The sequence below is a fragment of the Cryobacterium fucosi genome, from assembly GCF_004403515.1.
GTDB lineage: Bacteria > Actinomycetota > Actinomycetes > Actinomycetales > Microbacteriaceae > Cryobacterium > Cryobacterium fucosi.
This window is the reverse complement of the sequence record NZ_SOHH01000116.1, coordinates 34,159-53,129: the sequence shown is the minus strand read 5'-3', so window position 1 is coordinate 53,129 and position 18,971 is coordinate 34,159. Positions and strand designations below refer to the sequence as shown.

Sequence of the window (18,971 nt, the reverse complement as noted above, 5' to 3'; positions counted from 1 at the left end):
CAGCGTTCCGGCGCGCGCGGTCCTTGCCCAGCTGGCCGTGTGCTGCGCGGGCGCCGCGCTCGTGGCATCCGCGGTCGCCGTGGCTGCCCCTGCGCGCTTGCCTGCCGAAGTGCGGAACGCGGCGGCCAGGCACGCCGTGGTCACGACGACCGTCACGGTGTGGTCCAGGCCGGTCGAGACCGCCTCGTTCGGAGGCTTTGGCGGCGTCGGTGGCGGAGGCGGCTCGAGCAGGGTGCGGTTCCACGGCACCATCGGCTCCTTCGGCCAAGGTGGCCGCACGGTCGCGGCGTCGGTGCCGGTGGTGGTCTTCGCCGAGGCTCCGGCGGGCCCCGCGCTCCGGATCGGCACCGTCATTCGCCTGCCCGCTCGTCTTCGGCTGGCCGAACCAGGTGACGCGGCGGCGGCGCTCGTCTTCGGCCGGGATCCGCCAGTGGTGGTCGCAGAGCCACCGTGGTGGCTGGCGTGGGCGAACGATCTCCGGGCCCGGTTCGCGGATGCCGCCGGAAGGCTCCCGGGGGAGGGCGGCGACCTGCTGCCCGGGCTGGCGATCGGCGACACCAGCGCCGTGGGACCGGCGCTCGACGGTGCGATGAAGACCAGTTCGCTGAGCCACCTCACGGCGGTGTCCGGGGCGAACTGCGCCGTCGTCACCGCCGGAGTGCTGCTGCTCGGCGGCTACCTGAGGCTGCGGCGCCCGGCTCGCCTGGCGCTGGCCGTCCTCACCCTGGCCGGGTTCGTGGTGCTGGTGACCCCGGAGCCGAGCGTGCTGCGCGCCGCGCTGATGGCCACCGTGCTCCTGTTCTCGATCGGGTCGGGAAGGCCTGGCCGGGGGCTGCCCTTGCTCGCCCTCGTGGTGATCGTGTTGCTCGCCTTCGACCCGTGGCTGGCCCGCAGCTATGGCTTCGCGCTCTCGGTGCTGGCGACGTGCGGCCTGCTGGTGCTGGCCGGGCCACTGGGCCGGGTCCTCGGCCGCTGGATGCCCGCCTGGCTCGCCGGTATCATCGCGATCCCGCTCGCCGCGCAACTGGCCTGTCAGCCGGTGCTCGTGCTGCTCAGCCCGACCCTTCCGCTCTACGGGGTGCCGGCGAACCTGCTCGCGGGGCCGGCCGCCCCGGTGGCCACCGTGATCGGCCTGGTCGCGTGCCTGCTGCTGCCGTGGCTTCCCGGCGTGGCGTGGGGCATCCTGCAGCTGGCCTGGCTTCCCGCGGCGTGGATCGCCGCCGTCGCCGAAACGAGCGCGGCCCTTCCGGGCAGCCGTCTCCCGTGGTTGGGAGGGGCGTTCGGGGTTGCGGCCACCGGGCTGCTGACCGTTCTTGCCCTGTCGGTCCTGCTCGGTCCCGGTGCGAAGGGCAGTTCCGGGGCGATCGGCCGTCCGGCTGTGAACGGACGGCCCCGCGGCGGGCCCGGCCAGGCGCGGCAACCCGGCTGGCGGATCGCCGCGGTGGCCGTGCTGATCGTTGCCGGTGGCACCTACGCGGGGAGCCTGATCGGCTCTGGCCTGGGCCGGGCCGTGGCGTTCCCGGCGGACTGGCAGATTGCGGCCTGCGACATCGGCCAGGGCGATGCGGTCCTCGTGCGTGACCGGGATCGCTACGCCCTGGTCGATGTCGGCCCGGACCCTGCGCGGTTGACCGCCTGCCTTCGCACCCTCGGGATCGAGCGGATCGATCTGCTCGTGCTCACTCACTACGACATGGACCACGTCGGCGGGATCGAGGCCGTGATCGGCCGGGTCGGCACGGCGCTGGTCGGAATCCCGGAGAACGCCCAGGACGAGCGCCTGCACGCGCGGCTCGCCGAGGGCGGCGCGGAGGTGCGCACCGGGGCCCGCGGCGACCGGGGCACACTGGGCGGGCTGCGCTGGGAGATCTTCTGGCCGGTGCGCGGCTCCCCGGTGATGCAGACCGGCAACCCGGGGAGCGTGACGATCGGTTTCGACGGGCGGGGCATCCGGTCGATCTTCCTCGGCGACCTCGGCGAGGAGGCACAGGACGCGCTTCGCCGTGCGTCCGCGCCCGGCCCCGTGGACGTCGTCAAGGTCGCCCCCATGGCTCGCGCGACCAGAGCCCCGACCTCTATGCCGATCTCCGGGCGACGGTCGGGGTGATCTCGGTCGGCGCCGACAACGGCTATGGCCATCCGACGGACCGTCTGCTCGATATTCTCGCCTCGGACGGCACCGCCGCCGTGCGCACCGACCGGCAGGGGCTGGCCGTGGTGGCCCTCGACCCGGGCGGACACGGCGCGCTGGTCGTCTGGACCGAGAAGCCGGCGATCGCCCCGGCGCGCTCACCTGCTGCCCCCGTCGGCGGCCCGGGCTAGGCTTGACACACGCAATCGAAGGGAACCGAGTGGCCGCACGAACCGCATCCTCTGGTCGGGCCGCAACGGGCCGATCCGCAGCGAGCAAGGCAGCACCGAGCCGCGCCGTGAAGTCCGTTGCCATTCCGCAACTCCCGTGGCACCAGGTGCGACCGGCCCCGATCGTGCTGGTCTCCGGCACCGAGGTGTTCCTGGCGGAGCGGGCCGTCCGTCAGCTGCGGGACTTCCTGAAACTCGAAGACCCGAGCCTGGAGATCAGCGACATTCAGGCCGACAGCTATGCGCCGGGGGAGCTGCTCACCATGGCCAGCCCCTCGTTGTTCGGCGAACCCAGGCTGATCCGGGTGAGCTCGGTTGAGAAATGCAGCGACACCTTCCTCACCGAGGCGCTCGCCTACCTCGAGAACCCCGCGGAAGATACCTACGTCGTGTTGCGGCACGGTGGCGGGGTGCGTGGCAAGAAGCTTCTCGACACGATCCGGTCCGGCGCCGGCGGCGCTGTCGAGGTCGTCTGTGCCGAGCTGAAGAAGGACTCCGACCGGCACGACTTCGCGTCGGCCGAGTTCAAGGCGGCCGGCAAGCGGGTCACGCCCAGCGCCCTCCGATCGCTCGTGGCGGCATTCTCCGGCGACCTCGCCGAGCTGTCCGCAGCCTGCCAGCAGCTGATCGCCGACTCGGCCTCCGAGGTCACCGAGACAACAGTCGACCGATACTACGGCGGACGGGTCGAAGCGAACGCGTTCAAGGTCGCCGACTCCGCGATCGCGGGGCGCCATGGCGAGGCCCTGGTCATCCTTCGGCACGCACTGTCCTCGGGCGCCGACCCCGTTCCCGTCGTCGCGGCGTTCGCCATGAAGATCCGCACGATGGCGAAGCTCTACGGCGTGCGCGGCGGCTCCGGGCAGCTCGCGTCGCAGTTCGGGCTCGCGCCGTGGCAGGTCGAGCGCGCCCAGCGCGACCTGAGCGGGTGGTCGGACGAGGGACTGGCCCGGTGCATGGTCATGCTCGCCGAGACGGATGCCGCGGTGAAGGGCGCCGGGCGCGACCCCGTGTTCGCCCTTGAGCGACTCGTCGGCGTGATCGCCCGCCGCGGCGAGGGCTGACCTCCGTCGGCGGCAAGACAGTGGGCCGGCTCCAGGCTTCGCAACACAAAAAAAGAAAGCCCCCGCCATAAGGCGAGGGCTTTCCTTCACACCGGTTCAGTTCCGAACATCGGCCTCAAACCAGGTCTGGTGGTGACTAGACGAGTGCGCCGACCGACTTCGCGATGGCCGACTTCTTGTTTGCCGCCTGGTTCTTGTGGATGACGCCCTTGCTGACGGCCTTGTCAAGCTTCTTCGAAGCAATGGCGAGACTGGCAACGGCCTTGTCCTTGTCCCCGGCGGTGACGGCGAGGCGCGTTGCGCGGATAGCGCGCTTGAACTCGCTCTTCACCGACTTGTTGCGCTCCTGGGCCTTCTTGTTGGTGCCAATTCGCTTGATCTGCGACTTGATATTTGCCACGTTTATACGCTTTCGTTAGGTTCTTGTTCGGATGGGCCGCGTGGCGGTAGAGGGCGCCGTACGGCAATGATCGTGTGGGGTGGGACCCAACACGCAAGCCAACAGGAAACGATACCAGCTATTCGACCGGGTCGACAATCGGCCATGGCCGATCGCTGGCGACCTCGTCGAGGATGTCGCGCAGCACCGCCGCGAACCGCTCCGGCTGGGCGAGGCTGACCAGGTGGGAGGCCCTCGGCACGACCACGAGGCGACCATTCCGGCACGCGGCCAGGAAGCGTCGCTCGTGCAGCCTGAACTGGTCGAAAGCGCCGTTGACCAGCCAGACCGGGCCCGGATACCGGGACAGTCCCTCGAGCGGGCGGAGGGTACCGGTGGCGCCCAGCCCGGCGTCCATCACGTTCAGGGGCACCCCGCCGGCGAGCGCGTCCGCGGCCCCCGTCGGCGGCAGCAGCACCCGCACCAGGGAGGTGTGGAGCCTGAGTCCGTGGTCGGGCAGCCTGCCGATGAGCCGGGCCAGGCCCCGGTAGGCGCCGAGCGGCCACCCGGACGGGATCGCGCAGCAGCCGGCGGCGACCAGTCCGGCCACCCGCTCGGGATGCCGGGCGGCATATGCGATGGCGTAGTAGCCGCCGAGGGAGAGCCCGACCAACACCACCCGGCCGCCCAGGGCGGCGACCCCCTCGTCGATGGCGGCCAGGGCGCCATCGACGGTGAACCGCTCCGTGATGCGCGAGCCGTGCCCGGGCAGATCGATCGCCAGCGCGGGATGCCCCGCGTCTCCCAGGATCGCGAGTTGCCGGCGCCACATGGTCGCCGCCGTGCGGATCCCGTGCACGAAGAGCACGGGCGGGACCGCGTTCATACGACCGTCCTTTTCAGGTAAGTGGTTCAGCTCAGTTTGGTGTCGGGTGCGGTATTGGTGGCCTTTCGGGCTGCAGATCCGATAGGTAGATTCTGCACGCCTTTCAACTCTTCGAGTGGTAGTTTCACGTGCCTGGTCCCTCCGGGCGTTCCGCTCGCCCGGGGTCACATCACCGGCCTTCCATCGCTGCTTGGGAGGTAGCCGCTCGCTGGTCTCGACGACAACGACCACCGACGGCCCGGTGGTCGAGCCTGCGCGGTGGTCGAGCCGGCGCGGTGATCGAGCCTGTCGAGATCCGGGCGATGCTGCGGGGTCTCGACGAGCTCGACCACCGGCCCGGTGATCGAGCCTGCGCGGTGATCGAGCCTGTCGAGATCCGAGCGGGGCCGCTCAGTCGGTTCAGAAGGGGGCGGGCTCTGGGTCGGTGTCGTCGGGTGGTGCGGGTTCCGGCCCCGGTGGCGTGGCCACCGTGCCGGGTGGCGTGTGGATGATGGTGGCGGGTTCGGTGGTGAAGCTTTGCCCGGTGGGCGAGGTCCACTCCAGGAACCCGCCGGCCAGGTGTTTCACGGTCCACCCGGTCTCGCTTTTCAGGGCATGGCAGGGACCACAGAGATTCGCGAGATTATCGTGGGCGGTCAGGCCGTCGAATTGCCAGTCCAGGGAATGGTCGTGATCGCACCGGTCGGCCGGTTGGTTGCAACCCGGGAATCGGCAGGTCTCATCGCGCAGCCTGAGCCAGTTCTTCAACGGCTCCGGGACCTTGTAGTGGTCCCGGCCGACGGAGAGCACGACCCCGGTCTCCGGATGGGTGAGGAGCCTCGTGAACCCGGCCGCCCCGCCGGCAAGTTTCCGGGCCGTCTCCGGGTCGATCGGCCCATATCCTTCCAGGTGCCCGGGTTCCTCGGACTGACCCATCAGAGTGAGCACTGGCACGGTCACATTCACCGTGGCCCGGATCCCGGCACCGAGCCCGGCCGGGGTGACCCCGTCCAGGAGCAGGTCGGTGAGCACATCCGCCCGCAACTGCGCCAGCGTGCGCGGCTCCGTCGGACCCTGCAAGCTGCCCACGGTGACGCTGACCCGGTGATAAGCGGCGTTGACCTTCTCGGCGGTGTCGTAGAGCCAGAGCGTCGCCATCCCGTCAGCGTCGGCGTCAACACCGACCTTCCGGTCGGCCACGGAGATGGTGTGCCGGGCCAGGATCGTCTCGGGGTGGAGTCGTTCGCGGAGCAGCCGGGCCTTGTACTTGAGTTTCGCGACGGTCAGGTGCCCGGCCGTGCGCAGCAGCGCCGCCTCGAAGCCGGCCTTGGCGGCCGCGGGAACCGTCAGGGCTTGCCCGATCAGCACTTGAGCGTGCCGGTAACTGATCTCTCCCGCCTCAAGGGCGGCCCGGGTGGCGGGCAGGTCCTCGGCCAGGGCCCGGCTGGCCTCGATCAGGTTCTCCGCGGTGCGCTGCGGGAACCGCAGAGTCACCGCGAGTTCGCTGACGAACTCCCGCTCCGCGACCGTGCCCGCCGGCCACCGGCCGCCCGGCACGGCCCGGGTCGCGGCGGTGGCTTCGCTGTAGCGGCGGGCCTCGTCCACCTGCGCCGCCCGCCGGGCGAAAGCGGCCGCGATCTCCCGCTCGGTCTCGGCGATCGCCTCGAACCGGGTGCCGAGGCCCTCCTGCCGGGCAAGGAACGATGCTGTCATACCGGTCACAGTACGGGCACCCACCGACATTCCCGCACCCGAAACACCCCCCACACACACGCCGTGGATAAGCTGATCAAACCCATAATGTGGAGGGAGAGCGGGCACCCGCTGGGGCGGAATCCCCGGGCACGCGGGGGTGCCACCGTGGAGGGCGGGATGCCCTCTCGCGGCGCCCGAATCGGCAGGGCGCTACCGCGGCCGCGGACGCGGGCTGCCGAAACCGGCGCGGCGGCGGGACCCCGGGGCGAGCGGGGTCTCGACGGGCTCGACCACCGACGGGGGTCTCGACGGGCTCGACCACCGGTGATTGAGCATCGAAATCGGCGCACCGGGGTCTCGACAGGCTCGACCACCGACACCCGGTCTCGACGAGCTCGAACGCCGGGCATCCTCGATCTCGCGAATCAGTTCGAGCTGACCGGCGAGCAGGCTGCGGGCAAGCTCCACCAGATCGGATGGCCGGGCGAAACCGGCGACCAGCCAGCTATGGGAGAATTGCCAGACCATGTCACCGAGACCCCTCACTGCGCTTGAACCGGCCGCAACACCTCCCGAGTTCATCCGTAACTTCTGCATCATTGCCCACATCGACCACGGAAAGTCGACGCTGGCCGACCGGATGCTGCAGATCACCGGGGTCGTCGACGACCGGGCGATGCGCGCCCAGTACCTGGACCGGATGGACATCGAGCGCGAGCGCGGCATCACCATCAAGAGCCAGGCCGTGCGGATGCCGTGGGAACTCGACGGGCAGACCTACGCCCTGAACATGATCGACACTCCCGGGCACGTCGACTTCACCTACGAGGTCTCCCGCAGCCTGGCCGCCTGTGAGGGTGCCATCCTGCTCGTCGACGCCGCCCAGGGCATCGAGGCCCAGACCCTCGCCAACCTCTATTTGGCGCTCGAGAACGACCTCACGATCATCCCCGTGCTCAACAAGATCGACCTCCCGGCGGCCGACCCCGACAAGTACGCGAAGGAGCTGGCCAGCCTGATCGGCGGCAGCCCCGACGACGTGCTGCGCGTCTCCGGCAAGACCGGTGTCGGCGTCGCCGAGCTGCTTGACCGGGCCACCCGGCTGATCCCTGCCCCGGTCGGCGACCCGGCCGCCCCCGCCCGCGCGATGATCTTCGACTCGGTCTACGACAGCTACCGCGGCGTCGTCACCTACGTGCGCATGATCGACGGCAAGCTGAACCCGCGCGAGAAGATCCAGATGATGTCCACCCGGGCCACCCACGAGATCCTCGAGATCGGCGTCACGAGCCCGGAACCCACCGTGAGCAAGGGTCTCGGCGTCGGCGAGGTCGGCTACCTGATCACCGGCGTGAAGGACGTGCGCCAGTCCAAGGTCGGCGACACCGTCACGACCGCCCTGCGCCCCGCCACCGTAGCCCTGCCCGGGTACACCGAGCCCAAGCCGATGGTGTTCTCCGGCCTGTACCCGATCGACGGCAGCGACTACCCGGCGCTCCGCGAGGCCCTCGACAAGCTCAAGCTGTCGGATGCCTCCCTCGTCTACGAACCGGAGACATCCGTCGCCCTCGGCTTCGGTTTCCGCTGCGGCTTCCTCGGTCTGCTGCACCTGGAGATCATCACCGAACGCCTCGACCGGGAGTTCGGGCTCGACCTGATCACCACCGCGCCGAGCGTGATCTACGAGGTCACCACCGACGACAAGAAGACCGTCACGGTCACCAACCCGAGCGAGTTCCCCAACGGCAAGATCGCCAAGGTCGAGGAACCGATCGTCAAGGCTGCGATCCTCGCCCCCAAGGACTACGTCGGCGTGATCATGGAACTCTGCCAGAGTCGCCGCGGCACCCTGCTCGGCATGGACTACCTCGGCGAAGACCGGGTCGAGATCCGCTACACGATGCCGCTCGGCGAGATCGTCTTCGACTTCTTCGACAATCTCAAGAGCCGCACCGCCGGCTACGGTTCGCTCGACTACGAGCCGATCGGCTCGCAGGAGGCCGACCTGGTCAAGGTCGACATCCTCCTCCAGGGCGAGCAGGTCGACGCGTTCAGCGCCATCGTGCACCGCGACAAGGCCTACGACTACGGCGTGCTGATGACGGGCAGGCTGCGGAAGCTCATCCCGCGCCAGCAGTTCGACGTGCCGATCCAGGCCGCGATCGGCGCCCGCATCATCGCCCGCGAGTCCATCAGCGCCATCCGCAAGGACGTGCTGGCCAAGTGCTACGGCGGCGACATCTCCCGCAAGCGCAAACTGCTGGAGAAGCAGAAGGAGGGCAAGAAACGGATGAAGATGGTCGGCCGGGTCGAGGTTCCCCAAGAGGCGTTCATCGCCGCGCTCTCCGGCGACGAGCCGCCCAAGAAAGAGAAGAAGTAGCCGGATGCGACGCGCCACCTTCACCGATACCGCCGTCACCTACGCGTCCATCGGCGGCACCCTCGCCCCCGACCTGCTCCGCTACCCGCCGAAGGGCTACCGGCCGATCGAACGCACGGTGCGTCTGGGCAGCGGGGAGGAACGCTTCCAGCTGGCCTCCAAGTCGCTGATGACCTGGGGCGTGCAGCGGGGGAGCGGGATGACGGTCACCGACCTGCTGAGCAGCACCGGTGAGCAGTACACCGGCCTCGTCTTCAACGCCGACGGCCAGGCCGCCAGGGACCAGAAGAGCCCGGCGAACGAGGCCACGTTCGGCGACGACGGCACTCCGTACATCGTCAACGGCATGTCAGCCCACCTGTCGGTCAAGGCCGGCCCGTTCACCGTCGACGCCCCCGTGCGGGTCGTCTACGTGATCGACGAGCCCGACCGGGTCGGATTCGCCTACGGCACCATGGTCGGGCACCCGGCCAGCGGCGAGGAGTCCTTCATCGTCGACAAGCGCGACGACGACTCGGTCTGGCTGACCATTCGCGCCTTCTCCCGGCCGAGCAACTGGCGATACCGGATGGGCTGGCCGATCGTTCGCCTGCAGCAGGCGAAGTTCACGAAACGCTACCTGCGCGCCCTGCACCCGATCGGCGCGGCCTGACCCGATGGGTAGCGCCCTGCCCCTCGGAGACCCGGCACCCCGCGACGGCCTGCTGCCTGCGTCGGCGGCGGTCGGCGCCGCAGACCGCGACTTCGGCGTGTACCTGCACGTGCCGTTCTGCCGGGTGCGCTGCGGCTACTGCGACTTCAACACCTACACGGCCACCGAGCTGCGGGGAGCCTCCCAGCACGACTATGCGGGCCAGGCGATCAGTGAGGTCGAGGCGGCCGGACGCATCCTCGACGCCTCGGGGGTGCCCGCCCGCCAGGCGGCCACCGTCTTCTTCGGCGGCGGCACACCGACCCTGCTGCCGGCCGAGCACCTGATCCGGATGCTGGACTCCGTGCGGAGCACCTGGGGTCTCGCCGCGGGGGCCGAGGTCACCACGGAGGCGAACCCCGACTCCGTCGACGCCGACTACCTTGCCCGGCTGGCCGCCGCCGGGTTCACCCGGGTCTCGTTCGGCATGCAGTCGGCCGTGCCGCGCGTGCTGGCCACCCTCGAGCGCACGCACGACCCGGAGAAGGTGCCGCTCGTCGTGGAGTTGGCCCGTGCCGCCGGGCTCGACGTGAGCCTCGACCTGATCTACGGCACGCCGGGGGAGTCTCTCGCCGATTGGCGGGCCAGCCTCGAGCAGGCCATCGGTCTGGCGCCGACCCACATCAGCGCGTACTCGCTGATCGTTGAGGAGGGAACCAGGCTCGCCAGGCAGATCAAACGCGGTGAGCTCGTTCCTGTCGACGAGGACCAGCAGGCCGAGTTCTACGAGCTCGCCGACGAGCTGCTCGCCGACGCCGGTTACGGCTGGTACGAGGTCAGCAACTGGGCAACGGATGACGCCCACCGTTCCCGGCACAACCTCGCCTACTGGCGCAGCCAGGACTGGTGGGGCGTCGGACCCGGCGCACACAGCCACGTGGGCGGCGTGCGCTGGTGGAACGTCAAGCATCCGTCGGCTTACGCCGACCGGATCCTCGCCGGGGACTCACCGGCGGCCGGTCGGGAGACCCTGGACGCCGCCACCCGGGAGGTCGAGCGCGTGCTGCTGCTCACCCGCATCCGGGAAGGCATCCCGATCGCATCGCTCGCGGAGCCGGGCCGGCACGAGGTCGCCGGGCTCATCGCCGACGAGCTCATCGACGCGAAAGCCGCCCTGTCCGGATCAATTGAATTGACCAGGAGAGGACGGCTGCTCGCGGATGCGGTCGTGCGCCGGTTGCTGAGCGACTGACCGCTTGCCCCGACCCGGTGGTCGAGCTTGCCTCGACCCGGTGGTCGAGCTTGTCGAGACCCGGTGGAGGCGATTTCGACAGGCTCAATCACCGGCGGTCAGACTTGCCCCGACCTAGCTGATGAACTTGATGGTGAGCGGGTACGTGTAGTACTCGCCCTTGTTGGCGGCCAGGGCCGCCATGATGCCGAACACGATCGTGAGGATCCACGCGGCGAACAGCACGAGGAAGCCGACCAGGACCAGGGTCAGGATTCCACCGACGATATAAGCGATGAGAAGTGTGATCTGGAAGTTCAGCGCCGTCGCGGTGTGCGCGCGGATGAACGGCCCCCGGTCCTTGAGCACAAGGTAGCCGATCAGCGCAGGCAGGAACCCGAAGAGGATTCCACCAATGTGGATCAGCGTGGCCCAGAGTTTCTCATCGGACGGATTCATGGGGGTCGGCGCCTGGTACGGGCTGGCGGGTGGGGGCATGGCGGACATTCGTACTCCTTTTGTCAGTGACGGGCGCCGGGCGCCGGCTGGACTACTTGATCAGGCGGAGGGCGAACGGGTACTGGTAGTGCTGACCGTCCTTGGCCTTCATGAAGCCCATGATCGAGAAGATCACTCCGACGACCCACAGCACCCACGCTAGTCCTGCGAGGACTCCGCCGATGCCAAACGTCACCATGGCGAGGAAGGTCGCGAGGATGTTCACGGCGATGTAACCGATCAGCAGTGTGATCTGGAAGTTCAGCGCTTCCTTCGCCTCGACCGACGTGAACCGGCCGCGGTCCTTGAACACGAGCCAGATGATCAGGGAGGGCAGGAAACCGAGGACTCCGCCGAGGTGCGCGAAAGACGCCCACTGCCGGTCATCGACGTCGGAGAGCGGCGCGGCGGCCACCGGGGTGGATGCTGCGGGCTGGTACGGAGCTTGCGGGGGCCGCTGGCCCAGGTTCGGGTCTTCGGGGGTGTTGCCGGTGGAATCGCTCATGATCATGCCTTTCAGCGCACAGGGAGAGGTGCATTACATGCCTAAGCTACTGCGCCCAATCCTCAGGGGGCAATGGGGCGCGCCCAGCAGCTGGCGGTATGATTGGCAGTCAATCACCCCGAGTGCCAGTCGAGACCGGCCCTCGCGACCGACCAGGAGGAGGCGATTCGCATGGTGTCCGATCGCAGTCTCGAGGTTCTGCGCGTGATCGTGCAGGACTATGTCGCGTCGAGGGAGCCCGTCGGGTCGAAGTCCATCGTCGACCGCCACTCCTTCGGAGTCTCCGCGGCCACCATCCGCAACGACATGGCCATCCTCGAGGAGGAGGAGCTCATCGCGGCCCCGCACACCTCCTCGGGGCGAATCCCCACCGATAAGGGCTACCGGGTCTTCGTCGACCACCTCGCCGACCTCCGCCCGCTCTCCGCCGCGCAACGCCAGGCCATCGAAACGTTCCTCGGCCAGTCCGCCGACCTCGACGAGGTGCTCTCCCGAAGCGTGCGACTGCTGTCCCAGCTCACCCACCAGGTCGCGCTCGTGCAATACCCGTCCCTGTCCCGGGCCAGGGTGCGGCATATCGAACTCGTGCCGCTCTCAGACACCCGCCTGCTCTCCGTGCTCATCACCGACGCGGGCCGGGTCGAGCAGCGCGTGATCGATTTGCCTCGCCCGATCGAGGAACCCGTGCTCGTCGACCTCCGGGCCGGATTGAACGCGGCGGTCATCGGCCTGAGCATGAGCGAGGCGGCAGCGGCCCTGGTCGCAACCGACCTCGCCGGCGCGTCCGGCACGGGACCCGTGCCGCAGCGGGAAGCCGCCGACCTGATCAGGGACACCCTGCGCGACCAGATCGGCGCCAATCGCCAGGACCGGCTCGTGATGGCCGGGGCGGCGAACCTGGTCAGGACCGAGGAGGACTTCTCCGGGAGCATCTACCCGGTGCTCGAAGCCATCGAGGAGCAGGTCGTGCTGCTGCGCCTCTTCGGCGAGATGGCCACCGACCAGCACGGCGTGTCGGTGAGCATCGGCCGGGAGAACGCGCCGTTCGGCTTGGCCGAAACCTCCGTGCTCACGAGCGGCTATTCCTCGCAGGGCGGCAACCTCGCCCGGCTGGGTGTGCTCGGCCCGACCCGGATGGACTATTCGAACAACATGGCGGCCGTGCGCGCCGTCGCCCGCTACCTGTCCCGCCTGCTCGAATGAGCCCCCAGACTCCACACCGAACACCCCATCGAAACGCTCCCCGGGCCACACCCGCCGGAGCACCCGAACAGACCTAGGAGAGCCAGCTTTGGCTGACCATTACGAAGTACTCGGTGTCGCCCGCGACGCCACGACAGACGAGATCAAGAAGGCCTACCGGCGCCTCGCCCGGCAGTTGCACCCTGACGTGAACCCCGGCGCGGATGCCTCGGAGCGGTTCAAATCGGTGACTCACGCCTACGACGTGCTCAGCGACGCCAAGCAGCGTGACAACTACGACCGCGGTGGCAACGGCCACTCCGGCGGCGGGTTCGACGCGGGCAACTTCGGCAACTTCGGCGACATTTTCGAGACCTTCTTCGGCGGTGGCGGAACCAGCCGCGGTCCCAAGTCCCGCCGGGACCGTGGCCAGGACGCGCTGATCCGGGTCGAACTCGACCTCGACGAGATCATCTTCGGAACCCACCGCGATCTCGAGGTCGACACGGCAGTCCTCTGCACGAGCTGCAGCGGCACCTGCTGCCAGCCGGGCACCTCTCCGGTCACCTGCGACATCTGTCACGGCACCGGCAGCATCCAGCGGGCCGTGCGTTCGCTGCTCGGCAACGTGATGACGTCCAGCCCCTGCGGCTCCTGCCGCGGCTACGGCACCATCATCGCCACCCCGTGCGTCACCTGCCAGGGCCAGGGTCGCGTGCGCGCCCGCCGCACCGTCCCGGTCGACATCCCGGCCGGCGTCGACACCGGACTGCGCCTGCAGATGCCCGGCAGCGGCGAGGCCGGACCGGCCGGCGGCCCGAACGGCGACCTGTACCTCGAGATGAAGGTGCGCCACCACGACGTCTTCAGCCGCGACGGCGACGACCTGCTCGCCACCCTGGAGGTGCCGATGACGGATGCGATCCTCGGAACCACGGCGACCGTCAAGGCCCTCGACGGCGACATCGAGGTGGAGGTGCGGGCCGGCGTGCAGAGCGCCGAGGTCATCACCATCAAGGACCGCGGCGTGACCCGGCTGCGCGGCAACGGACGCGGCGACCTCAGGATCGGCGTGCACGTCGCCACCCCGACCAGGCTCGACCACAAGGAGCGGGAGCTGATCGAAGCGTTCGCCGCCCGGCACAAGTCCCCGGCGCCCACCCTCAGCGCGGTGCAGCAGGGACTCTTCTCGAAGCTCCGCGACCGGTTCCGCGGCTAGAGCTCCATGGCGCATTTCTTCATCGACGACTCCCTGCGCGGCGGCTCGGCCGTGCCGGGAGACGTCCTCAGCATCGACGGTGCCGAGGCCAGACACGCGGTGACGGTGAGCCGGGTCAGGCCGGGGGAGCGGCTGCGGATCGGGAACGGCGCCGGACTGCTGCTCGACGTCACCGTGACGGGCACCGAGGGGGGCCTGCTCACCTTCCGGGTCGACGAGGCCGCCGTGGTCGAAACCGGCACACCGCGGATCCTGCTCGTGCAGGCCCTGGCCAAGGGCGACCGCGACGAAATGGCCGTGCAGGCCGCGACCGAGCTCGGGATCGACGGCGTCATTCCGTGGGCCGCCTCCCGGTCGGTGACCCGCTGGGAAGGCCCCAAGGTCGCGAAGGGCCAGGGCCGCTGGGCGAGCATCGTGCGTGAGGCGTCCAAGCAGTCGATCAGGGCATGGCTGCCGGAGGTTGCTGCACTGGCGAGCACCAGGCAGCTGGCCGTGATGGCGGGCAGCACCCGGATGCTCCTGCTCGAGCCGACCGCCGAGCTTCGGCTCACCGAGCTCGCCGCCCCCACCGACGACCGTGACATCCTGCTCGTCGTGGGCCCGGAGGGCGGCATCTCGCCGTCCGAACTGGACCAGCTCGAGCAGGCGGGTGCGACCCGGGTGCGGCTGGGTGAGACCGTGCTGCGCACCTCGACCGCCGGCCCGGCTGCCCTCGCCATCCTCAACGCAACCCTTGGCCGCTGGTAACGCCGCTTAAGATAGAGCCATGACTTCCACCGGGCAGGAACCGTCCATCTTCAGCCGTATCGCCGCGCGCGAAATCCCGGCGACCATCGTCGCCGAAACGGACCGGATCATCGCGTTCGAGGACATCGCTCCGCAGGCGCCCGTGCACGTCGTCATCACCACCAGGACCCAGCAGTACCGCAACGTGGTGGAGCTCGCGGCCGGGGACCCCGGGTTGCTGGCCGAGCTCGTCGCGGTCGCCGACGGGATCGCGGCCGAGCGGTCCAACGGCCAGTTCCGCCTGGTCTTCAACACCGGCGAGGCCGCCGGCCAGACCGTCTTCCACGTGCACGCCCACCTGCTCGCGCAACCCGGTCCGGCGACCCCGACCGGGGACGCGTCGCTCGGAGAGGGCTCCCTTGCGTTCCGCTGACGCCGCTGACGCCGCCGCCGACGCCGCTGACGCCGCCGACGCCGCCGAGAACCTGGTCGAGGCTCGGGTGTCGGTCGACGGCATCGCAATGGTGCGCCTGCTCGGCGCCCAGGACCGCCTCCTCAGCACCATCGAACGGGAGCACCCCGGCGTTTCCGTGCACGTGCGCGGCAACGAGATCACCCTCACGGGGCAGGCCGACCAGGTCGAGGCAGCCCGCCGGCTGATCGACGAACTGCTGCTGATGATTCGCGGCGGGCGTGACCTCGCCGAGGCCGAGGTGACCTCGTCGTCGCGGATGCTCGGCGTCGACAGTTCGACCAGCCCGTCGGAACGCCTCGGCCCGGCCATCCTCTCCTCCCGGGGCAAGAGCATCCGTGCGAAGACGGTCGGCCAGAAGGACTACGTCGACGCCATCGACACGGCGACGATCGTGTTCGGCATCGGCCCGGCGGGAACGGGCAAGACCTACCTGGCGATGGCCAAGGCCGTGCAGGCGCTGCAGCGCAAGGAGGTCGACCGGATCATCCTCACCAGGCCGGCCGTCGAGGCCGGGGAACGCCTCGGTTTCCTCCCCGGCAGCCTGACGGAGAAGATCGACCCGTACCTCCGACCGCTCTACGACGCCCTGAACGAGATGATGGACCCCGAGCTGGTGCCGAAGCTCCTCGCCTCAGGGACGATCGAGGTGGCGCCCCTCGCCTATATGCGAGGCCGCACCCTCAACTCCTCGTTCGTCGTGCTCGACGAGGCGCAGAACACCACACCGGAACAGATGAAGATGTTCCTGACCCGACTCGGGTTCGGCTCGAAAATGGTCGTGACCGGCGACATCACCCAGATCGACCTGCCCGTCGGGTCGAGCGGGCTCCGGCTCGTCACCCGCGTGCTCGACCAGGTCGACGACATCCGTTTCGTGCGCCTGACCAGCGCCGACGTCGTCCGTCATTCCCTCGTCGGCCGGATCGTCGACGCCTGGACGGAGTTCGACGCCCAGAAACAGGCCCAGCGCTACGAGAGCGAGCAGGCCCACGAATTTGCCAAGCGCGGACCGCGCTCCGGCACACCACGCGACCGCCTTCCGAAACGGAGCCCCTCTTGAGCATCGAGATCAACAACGAGTCCACCATCCCGGTCGATGAGGCAGCCATCCTCCGCCTGGCCGCGTACGCCCTGGATTCGATGCACGTGCACCCCGATGCCGAGCTGGCGATCGTGCTCGTCGACGAGGGCGCGATGGAGCAGTTGCACGTGCAGTGGATGGACGAGCCCGGTCCCACCGACGTGCTCAGCTTCCCGATGGACGAGCTCCGTCCGGGCACCGAGGACGAGGAGACCCCGCCCGGTCTGCTCGGTGACATCGTGCTCTGCCCGCAGGTGGCGCAGGCCCAGGCCGAGACGGCGGGGCACAGCACTCTCGAGGAGCTCCTGCTGCTGACCACGCACGGCGTGCTGCACCTGCTCGGGTTCGACCATGCCGAGCCGGCCGAGGAAAGGGAAATGTTCGGCATCCAGCGTGACATCCTGATCGGCTTCGCCCTGCAGGAACGCCTCCGAAACCGATGATCATCGGGTGGTTTCTCACCGCGGCCGTCTTCCTGGTGGCCTTCGGCGGCCTGATGGCCGCCGTCGACTCCGCCATCACCGCGCAGTCGCGCGCCGACATCGCCGATCTGGCGGACACCTCACGGGCCAAGCGGTCCCTGGCCGCGATCGCAGCCGACACCGGGGCGCACCTGAACGCGATCAGCTTCATGCGAATCATCGCCGAGACCACCGCCGCAGTGCTCGTCACCCTCGTCTTCGCGACCACGATCGACCAGATCTGGCTGGCCCTGGTGCTGTCCGCCGCGCTGATGACCGCCGTCTCGTTCGTGCTGGTCGGCGCGAGCCCCCGCAGCGTCGGACGCGCCCACCCGAAGCAGCTCCTGGCCGGCACTGCGCCGCTGGTGCACTTCCTCCGGGTGCTCCTCGGCCCGATCGCGAACGCCCTCGTCGCCCTCGGCAACCGGGTCACTCCCGGCCGCACCCGGCTCGCCACCTTCACCTCGGAGGACCAGCTGCTCAGCATGGTCGACGAGGCGACCGAACTGGACGTGCTGGAAGAGGACGACCGGGAGCTCATCCACTCCATCTTCGAGTTCAACCAGACCGTCGTGCGTGAGGTGATGATCCCGCGCACCGACATGGTCACCATCGACGCCGACGCGTCGATCGGCGCAGCCATGGGCCTGTTCCTGAGCAAGGGCATCTCCCGGGTGCCCGTCATCGACGGCGAGGTCGACGACGTGACCGGCATCCTCTACCTGCGCGACGTGGCCCGGCTGGTCTACGAGCGGCCGCCGAACGTGGAGACGCTGACCGTCGCCGAGCTCGAGCGCCCGGCCGTGTTCGTGCCGGAGTCGAAGAAGGCCGACGACCTGCTGCGCCAGATGCAGCTCGAGTCGAACCACCTCGCGATGGTGGTCGACGAGTATGGTGGGATCGCCGGGCTGGTCACGCTCGAGGACCTGATCGAGGAACTCGTCGGGGACATCTCGGACGAATACGACCGGGACGTCGCCCTGGTCGAGGACCTCGGCCACGGACGCTTCCGGGTGAGCGCCCGGCTTCCGGTCGACGAACTCGGCGAGTTGTTCGACCTGGAGTTGGACGATGACGAGGTCGATTCGGTCGGCGGGCTGCTGGCCAAGGCACTCGGCCGGCTGCCGGCTGCCGGTTCGGTCGCCCGCACCAGCGGTCTGGTCCTCACCGCGGAACGCACCGAGGGCCGCCGCAAACGAATCAGCACTGTGCTGGTTGAACGAGACGAAGCGCTGATTGACGCGCAGACCGCATTCCTCGGAGTGTCGGACGACGAGGGAGAGAACGGTCATGACGACAGAAAATGAGTTCCGGGCGGGATTCGTGTCCTTTGTGGGACGCCCGAATGTGGGCAAGTCCACCCTGACCAACGCCCTGGTCGGGGAGAAGGTCGCCATCACCTCGTCGAAGCCGCAGACCACCCGCCGCGCGATCCGCGGGATCGTGCACCAGAAGAACGGCCAGCTGATCCTGGTCGACACGCCCGGCATCCACAAGCCGCGCACCCTGCTCGGGGAGCGCCTGAACAGCCTGGTCCAGTCGACCCTGGCCGGCGTGGACGTGGTGGGCTTGTGCATCCCCGCGAACGAGCCGATCGGCCCGGGGGACCGGTTCATCAACGAACAGCTCGACAATTTCCCGCGCGCCCGCAAGGTCGCCATCGTGACCAAGATCGACGCGTCCTCCAAGACCAGCGTCGCCAACCAGCTGCTCGCAGTCTCCGAATTGCGCGACTGGGAGGCGATCGTGCCGATCTCGGCGACCAGCCGGATCCAGCTCGACATCCTCACCGCGGAGTTGCTGCGTCTGCTTCCGCTCTCGGATGCCCCGCTCTACCCGGCCGACGCGGTCACCGACGAGAGCCTGGAGTCGCGCATCTCGGAGTTCATCCGTGAGGCCGCGCTCGAGGGTGTCACCGACGAACTCCCGCACTCGATCGCCGTGACCATCGACGACATCATCGAGCGCGACGACCAGGAATTGGTCGAGGTCTACGCCAACCTCTTCGTCGAACGCGACAGCCAGAAGGGCATCATCATCGGCAAGTCAGGCAGCCGTCTGAAGGATGTCGGCATGCGCGCCCGCAAACAAATCGAACCGCTCGTGGGTAAACGAGTCTTCCTCTCGCTCCGGGTGAAGGTCGCCAAGGAATGGCAGCGCGACCCGAAGCAGCTCGGACGCCTCGGCTTCTAGTCGAACCGCCCCATGATCCGGCCCT

19 protein-coding genes are annotated in these 18,971 nt (G+C 69.1%); 14 read left to right on the top strand and 5 right to left on the bottom strand.

Going from position 1 to position 18,971, the window contains the following annotated elements; translation table 11 throughout:
- From E3T48_RS15990 to holA, 3 genes are all read left to right on the top strand, one after another.
- Positions 1 to 2,107: ComEC/Rec2 family competence protein (locus E3T48_RS15990; RefSeq protein WP_134525005.1), on the top strand; the 2,107-nt coding region annotated here is incomplete at its 5' end.
- Entirely contained in the window at positions 2,104 to 2,322 is a 219-nt protein-coding gene (locus E3T48_RS15985) for a hypothetical protein (protein WP_134525004.1), read from the top strand. The genes E3T48_RS15990 and E3T48_RS15985, both read left to right, overlap by 4 nt.
- A 107-nt stretch (positions 2,323 to 2,429) precedes the next feature.
- Positions 2,430 to 3,425, top strand: coding sequence for a DNA polymerase III subunit delta (holA, locus tag E3T48_RS15980; protein WP_166789776.1), 996 nt, complete (start codon positions 2,430 to 2,432; stop codon positions 3,423 to 3,425).
- Between the two features lie 136 nt (positions 3,426 to 3,561).
- Here the strand turns inward: holA and rpsT are convergent, their stop codons facing one another.
- The 3 genes from rpsT to E3T48_RS15965 form a co-directional block, all read right to left on the bottom strand.
- Positions 3,562 to 3,825 carry a 30S ribosomal protein S20 gene (gene rpsT / locus E3T48_RS15975; protein WP_134508407.1) on the bottom strand — a complete coding sequence of 88 codons (264 nt, stop codon included), beginning with the start codon at positions 3,823 to 3,825 and terminating at the stop codon, positions 3,562 to 3,564.
- 118 nt (positions 3,826 to 3,943) lie between these two features.
- On the bottom strand, positions 3,944 to 4,690 hold the full coding sequence (locus E3T48_RS15970) for an alpha/beta fold hydrolase (RefSeq protein ID WP_134525002.1): 747 nt from the start codon (positions 4,688 to 4,690) through the stop codon (positions 3,944 to 3,946).
- Between the two features lie 399 nt (positions 4,691 to 5,089).
- Positions 5,090 to 6,382, bottom strand: coding sequence for an HNH endonuclease signature motif containing protein (locus tag E3T48_RS15965; RefSeq protein ID WP_166789775.1), 1,293 nt, complete (start codon positions 6,380 to 6,382; stop codon positions 5,090 to 5,092).
- Positions 6,383 to 6,890: 508 nt separating this feature from the next.
- Here E3T48_RS15965 and lepA point away from each other — a divergent pair.
- From lepA to hemW, 3 genes are read left to right on the top strand one after another with little or no spacing between them, the layout of a single operon-like run.
- Positions 6,891 to 8,744 (top strand): translation elongation factor 4, encoded by a 1,854-nt coding sequence (gene lepA / locus E3T48_RS15960; protein ID WP_134508630.1) that lies wholly within the window; start codon positions 6,891 to 6,893, stop codon positions 8,742 to 8,744.
- A gap of 4 nt (positions 8,745 to 8,748) precedes the next feature.
- Positions 8,749 to 9,396: a DUF1990 family protein gene (locus E3T48_RS15955; RefSeq protein ID WP_134525000.1), complete on the top strand. Its 648-nt coding sequence runs from the start codon at positions 8,749 to 8,751 to the stop codon at positions 9,394 to 9,396.
- Positions 9,397 to 9,400: 4 nt separating this feature from the next.
- Entirely contained in the window at positions 9,401 to 10,627 is a 1,227-nt protein-coding gene (hemW, locus tag E3T48_RS15950) for a radical SAM family heme chaperone HemW (protein ID WP_134524999.1), read from the top strand.
- 114 nt (positions 10,628 to 10,741) lie between these two features.
- Here hemW and E3T48_RS15945 read toward each other — a convergent pair whose 3' ends face one another.
- Positions 10,742 to 11,113 carry a DUF4870 domain-containing protein gene (locus tag E3T48_RS15945; protein WP_241974728.1) on the bottom strand — a complete coding sequence of 124 codons (372 nt, stop codon included), beginning with the start codon at positions 11,111 to 11,113 and terminating at the stop codon, positions 10,742 to 10,744.
- 43 nt (positions 11,114 to 11,156) lie between these two features.
- Entirely contained in the window at positions 11,157 to 11,609 is a 453-nt protein-coding gene (locus E3T48_RS15940; RefSeq protein WP_134524998.1) for a DUF4870 domain-containing protein, read from the bottom strand.
- Positions 11,610 to 11,780: 171 nt separating this feature from the next.
- Between E3T48_RS15940 and hrcA the strand changes: the two genes are divergently transcribed.
- From hrcA to era, 8 genes are all read left to right on the top strand, one after another.
- On the top strand, positions 11,781 to 12,812 hold the full coding sequence (hrcA, locus tag E3T48_RS15935) for a heat-inducible transcriptional repressor HrcA (RefSeq protein ID WP_134524997.1): 1,032 nt from the start codon (positions 11,781 to 11,783) through the stop codon (positions 12,810 to 12,812).
- 88 nt (positions 12,813 to 12,900) lie between these two features.
- A complete protein-coding gene (dnaJ, locus tag E3T48_RS15930; RefSeq protein WP_134524996.1) occupies positions 12,901 to 14,010 on the top strand; it encodes a molecular chaperone DnaJ in 1,110 nt (369 codons plus the stop codon).
- A 6-nt stretch (positions 14,011 to 14,016) separates the two neighbouring features.
- On the top strand, positions 14,017 to 14,757 hold the full coding sequence (locus E3T48_RS15925) for a 16S rRNA (uracil(1498)-N(3))-methyltransferase (protein ID WP_134524995.1): 741 nt from the start codon (positions 14,017 to 14,019) through the stop codon (positions 14,755 to 14,757).
- 19 nt (positions 14,758 to 14,776) lie between these two features.
- On the top strand, positions 14,777 to 15,169 hold the full coding sequence (locus E3T48_RS15920; protein WP_134524994.1) for an HIT domain-containing protein: 393 nt from the start codon (positions 14,777 to 14,779) through the stop codon (positions 15,167 to 15,169).
- Between the two features lie 88 nt (positions 15,170 to 15,257).
- The gene (locus E3T48_RS15915; RefSeq protein ID WP_134525012.1) at positions 15,258 to 16,271 is read left to right on the top strand and encodes a PhoH family protein; all 1,014 of its coding nucleotides are present in this window, start codon (positions 15,258 to 15,260) and stop codon (positions 16,269 to 16,271) included.
- Entirely contained in the window at positions 16,268 to 16,735 is a 468-nt protein-coding gene (ybeY, locus tag E3T48_RS15910; protein WP_134524993.1) for an rRNA maturation RNase YbeY, read from the top strand. The genes E3T48_RS15915 and ybeY overlap by 4 nt, the downstream gene beginning before the upstream one ends.
- Entirely contained in the window at positions 16,732 to 18,060 is a 1,329-nt protein-coding gene (locus E3T48_RS15905) for a hemolysin family protein (RefSeq protein ID WP_134524992.1), read from the top strand. Before ybeY ends, E3T48_RS15905 begins: the two co-directional genes overlap by 4 nt.
- Entirely contained in the window at positions 18,044 to 18,946 is a 903-nt protein-coding gene (gene era / locus E3T48_RS15900; RefSeq protein ID WP_134524991.1) for a GTPase Era, read from the top strand. Before E3T48_RS15905 ends, era begins: the two co-directional genes overlap by 17 nt.
- The last annotated feature ends 25 nt before the right edge of the window (positions 18,947 to 18,971 follow it).